We start from the raw sequence: 13718 nt of genomic DNA, 5'->3' as shown, positions 1-13718 counted from the left end.
GACCGGCCCACCCTGCTGGTGCACAGCGAGGACGCCGCGATCCCCGACGGCGCCCGCCGCTTCCACGCGGGGCTCGCCGGCCCCAAGGACATCCTCTGGAGCCAGGGCACCCAGTTCGACTTCTACGACCAGGAGCCGCAGGTCACCCTCGCCGTCGACACGGTGGCCGCCCACTTCGCGCGGACGCTGTCATGATCCTCGTCACCGGAGCCACCGGAAACGTCGGCGGAGAGGTCGTCCAGGCACTGGCCCGCGCCGGCGAGCCCGTACGCGCACTGGTCCGGAAGCCTGCCGACGTACCGGCCGAACAGGCCGTCGGAGACCTGGACGACCCCGACTCCCTCGGGCCGGCCCTCGACGGTGTACGGGGAGTGTTCCTGCTCCCCGGCTACGCCGACATGCCCGGACTGCTGGCCCGCATGCGCCGTGCCGGGGTGGAACGCGTCGTCCTGCTCTCCAGTCTCGCCACCGTCGCCACCGACACCCGCAACGTCCTGTCCGAGTACATGATCGGTTCGGAGACCGCGGTCAGGGAGTCCGGCCTCGCCTGGACGTTCCTGCGGCCCAACGCCTTCATGTCGAACGCCCTGCGGTGGCTGCCGCAGCTCCGCGCCGGCGACGTCGTCAGGGACGCGTTCGGCACGGTGCCGGTCGCATCGGTCGACCCGTACGACATCGCCGCCGTCGCCGTCCGCGCCCTGCTCGACCCCGGGCACGAGGAACGCGTCCACCCGCTGAGCGGCCCCGAACCGCTGCTGCCGGCCCAGCGGTTGGCCGTCCTCGCCGAGGTCCTCGGCCGCGACCTGCGCTTCCACGCCCTCTCGGACGAGGAGGGCCGGGCCGACATGGCCGCGGCGGGCGTGCCGGAGCCGTACATCCAGGCGTTCTTCGGCTTCTACGGCGACGGCACCCTCGACGAGTCCCAGGTCTACCCGACCGTCGAGCAGGTGACCGGCAGACCGCCCCGCACCTTCCGCCAGTGGGCCACGGCCCACCGCACGGCGTTCCCGCGCCCCGGGGCGGAATGAGCCGACGCCGGTCCCATGGGGGTGGCCCCGGCTGACGGCCGCCCGGGAGAGCACGGGGCCCCTCGTCACGGACGAGGGGCCCCGCTCTCCGTCACACGGCCCGTGCGGCTCGACGTCCTGTTCATGACCGTGACCGGGCAGACAGGGGTTTCACCGAACCGCCGGTGGGTCAGCAGGTGCACGGCCGAGGTGCTCGGCCGGTGCGTACGTCCGGTGCGTTCAGGCGTCGAAGTCGGTGCCCCGGCTGACCGACTCCCAGGCCCGGGCTTCCGCCCGGGCGGTCTCGGCGTGGGCGGTGATCGCGTCGAGCGCGTCGTTGCCCAGGGCGAGCCGGAGCGGGGTGTCCTCGCTGTCCAGCGCCTTCAGAATGGCCGCGGCCGCCTTCACCGGGTCGCCTGCCTGCTTGCCGTCGCTGTCCGGCAGGCCCCTGCGCACGGCGCCGACCGTCTCGGCGTACTCCGGCATCTCGGCCGTCTGCTGCAGGGCGTCGCCGCCGGCGAAGGAGGTGCGGAACGAGCCGGGTTCGACGATGAGAGCCTTGATGCCGAACGGAGCGACCTCGGCGGCGAGCGCTTCCGTGAGCCCTTCCAGGGCGAACTTGGTCGCCGAGTAGGCGCCGACGCCGGGGAAGGACAGGCGTCCGCCCATGCTGCTCATCTGCACGACGGCACCGGACTTCTGCCCGCGCATGTGCGGCAGGACCGCGCGCGTGAGCCGGGCGGGCCCGAAGAAGTGCAGCTCCATCAGGTCCCGGAGCTCCCTGTCGGTGGTCTCCTCCACCGCGCCCACGAGGCCCCGGCCGGCGTTGTTCACCAGGACGTCGATCCGGCCGAATCGCGCCACCACGTCGGCGACCGTCGCGTCGACGCCGGCGGCGTCCGTGACGTCCAGAGCCACCGGGACCAGTCGGCCGGGGTACGTCGTGGCGAGGTCGTCCAGGACCGCCGGCCGGCGGGCCGCCGCGACGACCGTGTCCCCCGCTTCGAGCGCGGCCTCGGCTATGCACCGGCCGAAACCGGACGTGGCCCCCGTGACCAGCCACACCTTCCCGGACGCGGGCATCCCCGACGTCGGATCTTGCGTGTTCAATCCCACTCCTCGGCTTTCGTGCGCCGCCCTCGGAGCGGCGCATGGCGAGAATGCCCGATGTCCGTCCGGCCGTGTTGCCGATCCGTCCTCACCGTCTTCACGATCCGTGTCCGGCCCCTGGTGTCCACCGCGCCCGTACCGGACGGGTGCCTCCCCCGAGCGGTGCCTCAGGCCCGCTCGGGCAGGGCCTGCTGACGGTAGTCCCGTGGGGAGAGCCCGTAGGCGGCGCGGAAGACGCGGGTGACGTGGGAGGCGCGGGGCATGCCCCACCGGGCGGCGAGCACGTGGATGGGTACGGTCCGCAGTGCGGGGTCCGCCAGGTCGGCGCGGATCCCCTCCAGCCGCTGGGAGCGGATCCAGGCGGCGACCGTCTCGCCCCGGGACTGCTCGCCGAAGACGCGGTGCAGGTGGCTGAGGGAGATGTGGTGCGCGGCGGCGACCGTCGCCGGGGTCAGCTCCGGGTCGGACAGGTGCTGCCGGATGAAGGCCCGTATGCGCCGGGCCAGCACTTCGTACCGGGTTTCCGGCGGCAGGCCGGCCTCGGTGTCCAGGGCGTGGGCGAAGAAGGCGGAGACCAGGTCGAGCGTGACCGTGCCCAGCCGGGGCGCGTCGGCCGGCTGGAGGGTGTCGGCCTGCCGGCCGAGGCCGACGAGGAAGTCCGCCAGGAGCGCTCCCGTGCCGTTCCGCACCGACAGCTCGCGTCCGAGGAGCTGCTCCACCTGGTGCGGGGGCAGGGGCAGCAGGGCCTTGGGCAGGTCCACGCCCACACCGGCGACGACGCCGGGCCGCCCCTCGGCCGTGGGGTCCGAGGCATGGGCGTGGGATTCGCACACCTGCCAACTGGAGTCCACGAGGAGACCGCGGGGGCCGATCGTGGCTGTCTCCCCACGCTCTTGGACCAACGTCATCCCGCCGTCGGTCAGCAAGGACAGGTGGTAGAGCTCGGGGTCGTTCCTGCGGATCCGGCGCGCGGTCCGCCGGAAGCGGGCGGGCGAGAACGACGTCTGCCACACCGACACGGGCCCCAGCTCCATCACGCGCAACTCCGCCCGGAAGTCGGCGACGTGGAGGCTGGTCGTGTCGTTCGCGCGGTTGTGGCCGATCAGCTCACGCCAGCGGTCGAACCGCTCACCGGCGGGGACGTCCTCACTGCGGAACACGGTCCCGATCACTGCTGCACTCTCCGTCCTCCCGAGGGAATGGTCGCGTCCCGGGGTGAGGGGACGGTCGGGTCCCCTCACCCCAGGCGCATCACGAGGTGCAACCGATGCTCGCACGCCGCGCCGAGGCGGTATGACGTCGTCTCAGGTCGTGGGCCCGGTCGGTCAGTCGGCGTCGCGGGGGTCGAAGGAGTCGGTGTCGACCGTCAGCGGGGCGGGGAAGGCTCCGGCGACGGCGTCCCAGCGGACGAACTTGAAGTCGGTGCCCGCCCGGTCGCCGTCGGCGGGGGTCGCCTCGCCGTCGTGGGTGATCAGCAGGCCCTTGGGGAAGTTCCGGCCGAGGGGGACGTTGACCACGGTGGAGCCGTCGGAGTGCTGCACGCCGTCGACCGTGCCGTCGCCGACGCGGAAGGAGCCGACGTAGTCGTTGTCGCCGTCCCGCTCGTAGACGGCGAAGGTGTTGTCGCCCTGGCTGGAGGCGAGGAGGTATCCGGCGCCGTCCTCGGCGTGGTAGACGGTGACGCCCTCCGCGTCGGCGCGCAGGTGCTCACCGCCGAAGCCGGGGTCGTGCGCGGTGTCGAGGACGCATTCCTCCTCCGCCGCGTCGTACGTCCAGGGCGTGCCGTACTCGTGGACGCGGTCGACCAGCTTCGGGTCCTCGAACTCCTCGTCGTCCAGGTCGATCCGCCACAGGCCGACCCGCTCCTGGGCGGCGTACAGGACGTGCTCCTCCAGGTCGACGGCCATGCCCTCGACCTGGGGGTTCTCGCCCGGGTCCGCGCACGGGGCCCACGTCCTGCCGTCGGGCAGGGTGAAGGTGGCGGGGAGGTCGAGGGTGTCCTCGGTCTCGTAGCCGACGCGCCCGTGGTCGTCCGTCAGCCGGAGCAGGCGCAGCCGGGTCTCCTCGCGCTGCGAGACCACCGCGTAGGCGTTGTCGTCGTCGCTGAAGGCGGTCAGGCCGTAGGAGGTGCGCTGGTCCTCCACCCCGGTCTCGTCGGCGGCGAAGACCGGTGCGGCGCCGGGGGCGGTGACGTCCTTCAGCGGCGGCTTGCCGGCCGCGACGGCGGCCGGGTCGATGGCGAAGGCGCGGACGCGGTCGCGGCCCCGGTCGCTGACGAGGGCCAGGTCCGTCTTCCGGCCGCCCAGCTCGAACCCGTAGACGATGTCGACGTTGTTGAAGCGGCCGGGCTTGGCGTCCTCGTTCGGGGCCGGGGGCGCCGCGATGTGCTGCAGGCGGCGGCCGTCGAGGCCGTAGACGTCGAGGCCGGCCTCCTTCAGCGTGCCGACGACGATGCTGCGGCCGGGGTTCTCGGGGTCGACCCAGACGGCCGGGTCGTCGGCGTCGGCGTTGCCGCCGGCCTGGTCGTCGTACACCGCGGGGGTCTCCACGGTGGCGGTGACGGGGACCGGGCTCACGGGTCCGGTGGTCAGGGCGAACGCGGTGGCGAGTGCGGTCAGGCCGCCAAGAGCGAAGGCGCTCACGTTACTCCTTGGTAGGGAGGTGGTCGCCGTGGACGCTAGGGGAGCTTCGCGAAGGGATCGCGACGCGATCATGAACGTGGTGTGAGCACTCGGCGCCCGGCGGGATCGGGACGGGGCGGCCGCATCGGTGTGCGCCGACGGGGCATGGCAGTAGAGTCCGGCCGAAACTTTCTGCAAGTGTTTGCAATTCCGAGAGGGTTCAGCCATGCCGGGATTCGCCCCGCCCGTCGCCGATGAGCGCACGGCACTGACCGCCTACCTCGCCCACCAGCGGCGCGCTTTGCGCGTCACCGCCCACGGCCTGACCGACGAACAGGCCCGCATGACGGCCTCCGCCGGCGAGTTGAGCATCGGCGGACTGATCAAGCACGCCGCACGGTGCGAGACCTTCTGGACCGACCTCATCCTGCGGCAGCAGCGTGGGCCGCAGCGGAAGGCGGACGAGTCGGACGACGACGAGTTCCGGCTCGCCCCGGAGGAGACCCTGGCCTGGGCGCTGGCCGCGCACGCGGAGGCGGCCGAGCGGACGGACGCGGTGATCGCCGGCGTTCCGGACCTCGGACAGGCCGTTCCGGTGCCGCGGGGACTTCCCTGGTTTCCCGCCGAGGTCGAGGAGTGGTCGGTCCGCTGGGTCCTGCTGCACCTGATCGAGGAGACGGCACGGCACGGCGGCCACGCCGACGTCATCCGCGAGAGCATCGACGGCGCGACCCTCTACCCACTGCTCGCCGTGGCCGAGGCGTGGCCCGACCCGTGGTTCCGACCGTGGGAACCCGGGCGCTGAACATCGGCGGACGGCGAGCACCGATCGACGGATCACGCGCCGCGGGTGCCGGGACGCTCCGTCAGAACCCTTGACTGTCCCGGGAGTTCACCCCTAGCTTGCTCAAGTTCTTGCGGAAATTTACAGCAAGAGTTTCCAGTCTCCTCGGGGCGTACGAGCCTCGCCCCCTCCCCGCACCCGCACCCGCACCCGTAAGAGGAGCCCCATGACGATCGGTCTCACCGCCGCGTCCAGGCGCACCACCGCGGTACTCGCGTCCGCCGTCCTGACGCTCGGTCTCACCTCCACGCTCACCGTGTCCGCCCCGCCCGCGGCGGCTTCCCCCGGCGTCAACGGGGCCAAGAAGGTCACCGCGGTCCTGTTCGAGTGGAACTTCGACTCCATCGCCCGCGAGTGCACACGGACCCTCGGCCCCAAGGGCTACGGCTTCGTCCAGGTCTCGCCGCCGCAGGAACGCATCCAGGGCAGCGCCTGGTGGACCGCCTACCAGCCGGTCAGCTACAGGCTCCAGGGACCGCTCGGCGACCGCACGGCCTTCAAGAACATGGTCGACACCTGCCACGGCGCGGGAGTCAAGGTCATCGCCGACACCGTCCTGAATCACATGACGTCCGGTTCGGGCACCGGTACCGCCGGCACGAAGTACGGCAAGTACGACTACCCCGGCGTCTACTCCGACGGGGACTTCCACGGGTGCCGCCGCCCGATCGGCAGCAACTACGGTGACCGCCACAACGTCCAGGAGTGCGAGCTCGGGGAGGCCGGGAACCCGTCCCTCGCCGACCTCGACACCGGCAGCGAGCACGTCCGCGGCAAGGTCGCCGGATACCTCGACGACCTCACGTCCCTGGGCGTCGACGGCTTCCGCGTGGACGCCGTCAAGCACGTACCCGCGCGTGACCTCACCGCCATCCGCTCCAAGCTGACCGACCCGGACGCCTACTGGATCCAGGAGGCGGTCTTCGGCGCCGGCGAGGCCGTCTCACCGACGGAATACCTCGGCAACGGCGACGTCCAGGAGTTCCGCTACACCACCGACCTCAAGCGGATCTTCGGCAAGGAGAAGCTCTCCTACCTCAAGAACTTCGGCGAGGCCTGGGGATACATGCCCTCCGGGCAGAGCGGCACCATGGTCACCAACCATGACACCGAACGGAACGGCAACGGCCTGAACTACCGGGACGGCGCCACGTACACCCTCGCCCACGTCTTCATGCTCGCCCACCCCTACGGCACCCCGTCGGTGCACTCCGGTTACGAGTTCGCCGGCCGTGACGACGGCGCCCCCGACGGACATGACGTCACCGCCTGTTTCAGCAAGGGATGGTCCTGCCAGCACGCCTGGCGCCAGATCGCCAACATGGTCGCGTTCCGCAACGCCGCCGAGGGCACCGGCATCACGAACTGGTGGGACGACGGCGACAACGCCATCGCCTTCGGCCGTGGCGACAAGGCGTTCGTCGCCGTCAACCGTGAGGCCGGCGGGATCACCCGGACGTTCCAGACCTCGCTGCCGGCCGGCACGTACTGCGACGTCCAGCACGGTGACCCGGTCCCGGGCGGCGGCTGCACGGGCCCCACGCACACCGTCGGTTCCGACGGCAGGTTCACGGCCACGGTGGGCGGGAACGACGCGATCGCGCTGCACGTCGGCGCGGTCGGGGGCGACCGGCCGACGGACGACGCGGCCACCGTCTACTACAGCACCGACAAGAACTGGTCCGCCTACCGCCTCCACTACGCCCCGACCGGCGGCGCGTGGACCACGGCCCCCGGCGTCGCCATGGAGGCCGCCTGCGCCGGCTGGGTGAAGAAGAGCGTCGCGCTCGGTTCCGCCACCGGTCTGAAGGCCGCGTTCAACAACGGCTCCGGCACGTGGGACAACAACAACGGCGCCGACTACTCCCTGGGCTCCGGGGACGTCACCGTCAAGGGCGGGATCGTCGCGACGGGCAACCCCTGCTCCGCCGGGCAGACGCGGACCGGCGCCTCCTTCGCGGTCACGGCGACCACCGTCCCCGGCCAGAACGTCTACGTCGTCGGCGACATCCCCGCCCTCGGCGCCTGGTCGCCCGCCGCCGCCCTCAAGCTGGACCCGGCGGGCTATCCCGTCTGGAAGCTCGGCCTGGAACTGCCCGCCGGCACCGCCTTCGCCTACAAGTACGTCCGCAAGGACGCCGCCGGCAACGTCACCTGGAAGAGCGGAGCCGACCGCACGGCCACCGTGCCGACGGAGGGCACCGTGTCCCTCACGGACACCTGGCGCGACTGATCCGTCCCGCGCCCCGGGTGGGCCCGGCCGCGCCGGGCCCACCCGCGATCCGCGGCAGCCGACAGCACCCGCACGCGAGAGGAACAGCCATGAGCAGCGACTACGACGTCCTCGTCCTGGGAGGGTCGGGCGTCGACACGATCGTCTACGTCCCCGAACTCCCGCTCCCCTACGCCGACAGCTACATGATCCGACCGGGCATCGAGACCCGGGCGGGCCAGACCGGGGACTTCGTGGCCCTCGGTCTCCACGCCCTGGGGCTGCGCACCCACCACGTCGACATGATCGGCGACGACCCGTCCGGAGACCTCGTCCGCGCCTTCCACCGCGACAGGGGCATCGACTTCACCGAGGTCCCGCTGCCGGGCGGTACGAAGCGGGCCGTCAACCTCGTCGGCCCGGACGGCCGCAGGCTGTCGCTCTACGACGACAGCCGCTCGCAGGAGTCCGACCGCCTCCCCGAGGACCTGGTCCGCAAGCTGGCCGCGACCAGCCGCCACGCGCACGTCTCCATCACCTATCCGTGCGCCTTCGCCCTGCCCCTCCTGCGCGAGGCCGGCCTCACCGTCTCCACGGACCTGCACAACTGGGACGGCGAGAACCCGTACCACGAGGCCTTCGCCTACGGCGCCGACGTCGTCTTCGTCTCCACCACCGCCCTGACGGACCCCGAAGCGACCATGCGCCGCGTCCTGGAGCGGGGCCGGGCCGAGGTCGTCGTCGCCACCGCGGGAGCCGAGGGCTCCTACTTGCTCACCGCCGCCGACAAGGACCCGGTCCACGTCCCGGCCGTCGCCCCGCGCGCGCCGGTGGTGGACTCCAACGGCGCGGGCGACGCCTACGCGGCCGGTTTCCTCTTCGCCCGCCTCGCCGGCGAGGACCCGCGGCGGTGCGCCCTCCACGGCGCCGTCGCCGGAGCCTACGCCTGCACCGTACCGGCCACCGGGAGCGACGCCATCGACCGCGCCGCTCTGATCGACGAGGTCGCCGCGCTCACCGGCACCCGGTCCGCCGCGGGGAACGCCGAGTGACCGCCGACTCCTACGACGTCGTCGTCCTGGGCGGAGGCGTGGCCGGCTGCGTGCTCGCCTCCCGGCTCAGCGAGGACGGCGGGCGCTCCGTGTGCCTCGTCGAGGCGGGGCCCGACTACGGCCCGGACCCGGGCGGCTGGCCGGCCGGGACGCTCGACGCCCGTGCGCTCCCGCGCGAGGACGTGTGGGAGCGGAACGTGCCCGTCCATCGGTTCCGCGGCCGTGTGATCGGTGGTTCGTCCTGCGTCAACGGCTGCTGGAACACCTGGGGTTCGGTGGCGGACCACGAGGAGTGGGAGCGTGCGGGCGGTCCCCGGTGGGGCTTCGCCGCCATGGAGCCGTACCGCGCCGCGGCCGTGCGCCGCATGGGCCTGCGTGAGGTGCCCGACCGCGAACTGTCCCCGTGGAGCCGGGCCGCCGTCGAGGCCGCCCGGGAACTCGGGCACGCCGAGGTCGACATGGGCCTGCCCGGGGCGCCCGGCTACGGCCTCCCGCTGATCAACGCCGTGGACGGCCGTCGCCGGAACGCCGCGCTCGTCTATCTCGACGCGGACACCCGCGGGCGGGCGAACCTCACGGTGCTCGGGAACGCCGTGGCCGACCGGATGGTCCTGCGCGCCGGGCGGGTGGAGGGAGTCGTCGTGCACGCCGGCGGCGTGCCCCGCACGCTCCGCGCGGGACTGTACGTGGTGGCCTCCGGCACCTTCGGTTCCCCGGCGCTGCTGATGCGCAGCGGCATCGGCCCCGCCGACCTGCTGCGGGAAGCCGGCGTCTCCCCGGCCGTGGACCTGCCCGGTGTGGGGGCGAACCTCAGCGACCAGCCCGGCGTCTTCCTGCCGCTCGTGCCGACCCCGGAGCTGGACGCGGGCCTCGCCGAGAAGGAGCGCGAGGGCGAGCTGTACGTCAGCCGGGTCCTCGTCCGCGCGGCGAGCGAGTACGCCGCCGAGGGCGGCTGGGACCTGCACATCCTCCCCTCCGCCGGGCCGCCGCTCTTCGGGTCCCTGCCGCCGGGCCGCTACGAGGCGGGGGTGTCGGCCTTCCTCATGAAGCCCGTCTCCCGGGGCCGGGTACGACTGCGGTCCACCGACCCTGACGAGTCGCCCGCGATCGATCCGGCGTTCCTGTCGGACCCGGACGGGCGGGACGCGGCCGTGCTCCGGTCGGGGCTCGCGACCGCCCGCCGGTTCGCCGAGTCCGCGGCGCTGAAGGGGCTCGCCGGGCTGCCGGAGGGGCCGGCCGCGCACGAGCTGCCCGAGGCGGAGCTGCGCGCCCGCCTCGGGACGTACTGGCATCCGGTGGGGACCTGCGCGATGGGGCCCGCCGGTGATCCGTCCGCGGTGGTGGACGGCGAGGGCCGGGTGCGCGGTGTGGCGAACCTGCGGGTGGCGGACGCGTCCGTGCTGCCCACGGTTCCGGCCGCCAACACCCAGCTGCCCGTCCTGGCCGCCGCCGAGACGCTGGCGGCCGCCATGGCCGCCGCGCCCGGCTCATGACCCGCACCGCATCGCCCCCGGAGGACCGACGAGCATGACGAAGAGTTCAACACCCCGCGGCGGACGCCTGGTGTACGGCTGCATGGGCCTCGGCGGCGACTGGGACGCCCTGCCGTACCGGGCCGCCGACGTCGCCCGCGCCGAGGCCGCGGTCGAGGCGGCGCTGGACGCCGGCATCACGGCGTTCGACCACGCGGACATCTACCGGTACGGCAAGTCCGAGGCCGTGTTCGGCGAGGTGCTGTCCCGGGCCCCGGGGCTGCGCGACCGGATCACCCTCCAGACCAAGGTCGGCATCCGGCTCCCGGAGGACGGCCGGCCGGGCCTGTACGACCTGCGGGGCCCGAGCGTGCTGCGCCGGGTGGAGGAGAGCCTCGCCCGGCTGCGGACCGACGCGGTCGACGTCCTGCTGCTGCACCGGCCCGACCCGCTGGCCGACCCGGAAGAGCTCGCGGGGGCGCTCGCCTCCCTGCACCGGCAGGGCCTGGTGCGCCGTTTCGGCGTGTCCAACATGAACGCCGCCCAGATCGCACGGCTCCAGTCCTTCCTCGACGTACCGCTGACCGTCGACCAGCTGGAGATGAGCCTCCACCGCAGGGACTGGGTGGAGGAGGCGGTGCTCGTCAACACCCCGGCGGGCGCCGGGGTCGGCTTCCCCTCGGGCACCGTGGAGTACTGCGGCGAGCGGGGCATCGAGCTCCAGGCCTGGGGCGCTCTCGCCGGCGGGCGTTTCTCCGACCCGCAGGCGGGTCCGGCGGGCGCGCTCGTGGCCCGGCTCGCCGAGGCCAAGGGCACCACCCCGGAGGCCGTGGTGCTGTGGTGGCTCCAGCGTCACCCGGCCGGGATCGTCCCGGTCGTCGGGACCTCCCGGCCGGAGCGGATCCGGGCCTGCCGCGACGCGGTGGGACGGACGCCCGGCCTCGACCACGAGGAGTGGTACGCGCTGTGGACGGCGGCGCGGGGCGCGCCGCTTCCGTGAACCGCCCCACCCCGCGCCGCTCCCCTGAACCGCCCCACCCTGCTCCACTCCCCTGAACAGCCCCACCCCGTACCGCCCATCGCAGCCCGGCGCCGCTCCGGCGCCGGGCCTTTCCCTGCGCGCCCGGCCATCCCCGGCGCGCCCCCCCCTGGACGGAGAAACACCGTGACCACCACCGCCGCGACCGTGGCGGGCTCCTTCGAGTCGGCCCGGTTCTACATCACCTTCCGCTGCAACTCACTGTGCGGCTACTGCAACGTCTGGCAGGACGACAAGTTCAAGGGGTACGAGGAACTCACCCTCGAACAGGGCCGCCGGATCCTGGACGAGCTGCACGCGCTCGGCGTCCGCTACGTCGACTTCACCGGCGGGGAGCCGGTGCTCCATCCGCACATCGACGGCATCGTCCAGTACGCGAAGTCCCTCGGCATGACCGTCGAGATCACCAGCAACGGCATCCGGTTCGCCAAGCACATCGACGCGATCGTGCCGCACGTCGACACCATGAACGTGTCCCTGGACACGCTGCGGCCCGAACGCTACCGGGCGATCCGGGGCGTGCCGACGCTCGACCGGGCCCTGGACGTGATCCGGGGGATCGTCGCCTCCGGCGCCGGGAACCTGAAGCTGATCTGCGTGGTGACGCGGGAGAACGTGGACGAGGTGCCGGACCTGCTGCGTTTCGCCCAGGAGAACCGGGTGACCGTCTACTTCTCGACCATGTTCGAGTACTTCGACGAGCAGGACACCGTCCGGGACGTGCGCAGGACGGCCCGGAAGCTGAGACTGGTGGAGCAGAACGGCAGACCGGTGACCGGCGGGGACTCCTGCGGACCGGCCCGCGCCGCGGTGCCCGGCCCCGACGACGGCTCTCTTCCCGATCTGCTGCTGGGTCTGCTGTACGCGCCCTTCTCGCTGATCAACCTGCACTTCCGCAAGTACGTGGAGACGCAGGACCCGAGCGCGCCGACGCAGTGCTACGCCAACAAGCGGATCCTGACGGTCGGCCCCGACGGACGGCTCGTCCTGCCCTGCTACCACGCCTTCGACAACTCGGTGCCGTGGGACCGGGGGCTGGCCGACGCGGTGCGGGACGAGGAGTTCGTACGGGTCAGGGACGAGGAGGTGGGCTTCCGTCCGGAGTGCCGGGGGTGCACGGTCTTCCCGTACGTCGGGCTCTCCTTCAGCTACCGCTTCGACAAGGTCTTCCTCTACCAGGCCCTGTCCGAGGAGATCGCCAAGATCAAGGGCCGGTTCGCCGATCCGCTCCACCCCCGCGTCGCGGTCGCGTCCGAACCGCTGCTCGGCGAGTTCGCCGAACTGGAACGGTTCATCGACACCCGGCTGCCGGGCGTCCGCGAGCCGTTGACCGAGGACCACCTCTACCGCTTCGACGTCACGCCCACCGGACTGCGCAGGGACCTCGTCGCCGGCCGGACGGCCGTCGAGGAGGTCCTCGCCGACCACGTGCGGGAGCAGTGCTGGGGCGTGCAGCGCTCGCCCCACCTCTGGATACGGCTGGTCTACCGCGAGCTCGTGCCCCTGCTGCGCGACCTCGCGGAGCGGGGCCTGGTGTCCCGGGGAGCGTACGAGGAGGTCGTGGCCGGGCTGTACGGGGGGCAGCTCGCCTGGTGGCGGTCCTACCTCGGCCGGTACTTCCGGGGAGGCGAGGCCCTGGACACCCGGGAGGCCGACGGTGTGGTCGCCCGGTTCCTGGCGCGGACCGGGGAACTGCTGCCCGTGGCTCCCGAGTCCACGCGCGTACGGCAGATCCTGCTCCACGCCGGCTGTGTCCTCGGCCTCCCGGCGGCCGGGCTCGTCCCTCTCGCCTCCCGCGAGCCCTTCGCGGAGGCCGCGCTGCTCGCCAAGCACCTGCTCCTGGTCGCGGCCGACGGGGAGCTCGCGGCGTACGCGGCGCTGCTCCCGCCCGACGCGGCCGCCCCGCTCCTCGGGGTGAGGGCCGGGAGGAACAGTACGAACAGAACGGCCCGCGCGCTCGACCGGCTCCTGGACGAGGCCTCGGCCGCCGACGTGCCGTCGGTCACGGCGCTGATCGACGCGGTGCGCGCCCTGCGCTCCGACGTGCCGGCCGAGGAGCTGGCCGGACTGCTGCTCGCCCGCGAACTGCGGGACCCGGCACTCGTACGGCTCCGGGGCGAGGCCCTGCGGCGTACCGGGGATGCGTCCGACCGCTCGGTGCTCCCGCTGGGCTGAACGTCGGGGCCGAAGGCCTCCGGAGCGGAGCCGTACGCGCCACCGGGCTGCGGCGGCCCGGCGAACGCCGGAGGCGGCGGCGGTACGGGCGCGTCGGGCATCAGGGTCACCACGGGAGTGCCGGGGGCGGGGCCCGAGCCGTCCGCGGCGGCGCGTTCGACGATTCCGGCGGCGTCCCAGCCGAGG

The 13718-nt window shown here is 73.0% G+C and carries 10 protein-coding genes and 1 pseudogene; 8 read left to right on the top strand and 3 right to left on the bottom strand.

Annotation, left to right across the window (positions count from 1 at the left end; translation table 11 throughout):
* Together ABZ318_RS36150 and ABZ318_RS36145 are read left to right on the top strand one after the other, a co-directional pair.
* Positions 1-195, top strand: a pseudogene (locus ABZ318_RS36150) (lysophospholipase); the annotation flags it as partial.
* Positions 192-1028, top strand: coding sequence for an NAD(P)H-binding protein (locus ABZ318_RS36145; RefSeq protein ID WP_356906667.1), 837 nt, complete (start codon positions 192-194; stop codon positions 1026-1028). The pseudogene ABZ318_RS36150 and the gene ABZ318_RS36145, both read left to right, overlap by 4 nt.
* A gap of 219 nt (positions 1029-1247) precedes the next feature.
* Here the strand turns inward: ABZ318_RS36145 and ABZ318_RS36140 are convergent, their stop codons facing one another.
* From ABZ318_RS36140 to ABZ318_RS36130, 3 genes are all read right to left on the bottom strand, one after another.
* The gene (locus ABZ318_RS36140; RefSeq protein WP_356906668.1) at positions 1248-2090 is read right to left on the bottom strand and encodes an oxidoreductase; all 843 of its coding nucleotides are present in this window, start codon (positions 2088-2090) and stop codon (positions 1248-1250) included.
* A 194-nt stretch (positions 2091-2284) separates the two neighbouring features.
* Complete coding sequence (locus ABZ318_RS36135) at positions 2285-3289, bottom strand: helix-turn-helix domain-containing protein (protein ID WP_356906666.1); 1005 nt, start codon at positions 3287-3289, stop codon at positions 2285-2287.
* Positions 3290-3442: 153 nt separating this feature from the next.
* Positions 3443-4759 (bottom strand): phytase, encoded by a 1317-nt coding sequence (locus ABZ318_RS36130; RefSeq protein WP_356906665.1) that lies wholly within the window; start codon positions 4757-4759, stop codon positions 3443-3445.
* 205 nt (positions 4760-4964) lie between these two features.
* On the opposite strand from ABZ318_RS36130, the gene ABZ318_RS36125 reads away from it, so the two are divergent.
* From ABZ318_RS36125 to ABZ318_RS36100, 6 genes are all read left to right on the top strand, one after another.
* The gene (locus ABZ318_RS36125; RefSeq protein WP_356906664.1) at positions 4965-5543 is read left to right on the top strand and encodes a DinB family protein; all 579 of its coding nucleotides are present in this window, start codon (positions 4965-4967) and stop codon (positions 5541-5543) included.
* A gap of 205 nt (positions 5544-5748) precedes the next feature.
* Positions 5749-7815 carry a carbohydrate binding domain-containing protein gene (locus ABZ318_RS36120; protein ID WP_356906663.1) on the top strand — a complete coding sequence of 689 codons (2067 nt, stop codon included), beginning with the start codon at positions 5749-5751 and terminating at the stop codon, positions 7813-7815.
* Positions 7816-7904: 89 nt separating this feature from the next.
* Positions 7905-8846: an adenosine kinase gene (locus ABZ318_RS36115; protein WP_356906662.1), complete on the top strand. Its 942-nt coding sequence runs from the start codon at positions 7905-7907 to the stop codon at positions 8844-8846.
* A complete protein-coding gene (locus ABZ318_RS36110) occupies positions 8843-10339 on the top strand; it encodes a GMC oxidoreductase (RefSeq protein WP_356906661.1) in 1497 nt (498 codons plus the stop codon). The genes ABZ318_RS36115 and ABZ318_RS36110 overlap by 4 nt, the downstream gene beginning before the upstream one ends.
* 34 nt (positions 10340-10373) lie before the next feature.
* A complete protein-coding gene (locus tag ABZ318_RS36105) occupies positions 10374-11318 on the top strand; it encodes an aldo/keto reductase (protein WP_356906660.1) in 945 nt (314 codons plus the stop codon).
* A 165-nt stretch (positions 11319-11483) separates the two neighbouring features.
* The gene (locus tag ABZ318_RS36100) at positions 11484-13532 is read left to right on the top strand and encodes a radical SAM protein (RefSeq protein WP_356906659.1); all 2049 of its coding nucleotides are present in this window, start codon (positions 11484-11486) and stop codon (positions 13530-13532) included.
* Positions 13533-13718 lie beyond the last annotated feature (186 nt).

It is taken from the genome of Streptomyces sp. NPDC006197 (genome assembly GCF_040613865.1).
Classification (GTDB): Bacteria; Actinomycetota; Actinomycetes; order Streptomycetales; family Streptomycetaceae; genus Streptomyces.
This window is presented reverse-complemented; position numbering and strand designations above follow the sequence as displayed.

Coding starts and splice junctions, on each gene's coding strand:
- ABZ318_RS36145 (WP_356906667.1), top strand. CDS start 192: ATGATCCTCGTCACCGGAGCCACCGGAAACGTCGGCGGAGAGGTCGTC.
- ABZ318_RS36140 (WP_356906668.1), bottom strand. CDS start 2,090: ATGCCCGCGTCCGGGAAGGTGTGGCTGGTCACGGGGGCCACGTCCGGT.
- ABZ318_RS36125 (WP_356906664.1), top strand. CDS start 4,965: ATGCCGGGATTCGCCCCGCCCGTCGCCGATGAGCGCACGGCACTGACC.
- ABZ318_RS36120 (WP_356906663.1), top strand. CDS start 5,749: ATGACGATCGGTCTCACCGCCGCGTCCAGGCGCACCACCGCGGTACTC.
- ABZ318_RS36115 (WP_356906662.1), top strand. CDS start 7,905: ATGAGCAGCGACTACGACGTCCTCGTCCTGGGAGGGTCGGGCGTCGAC.
- ABZ318_RS36105 (WP_356906660.1), top strand. CDS start 10,374: ATGACGAAGAGTTCAACACCCCGCGGCGGACGCCTGGTGTACGGCTGC.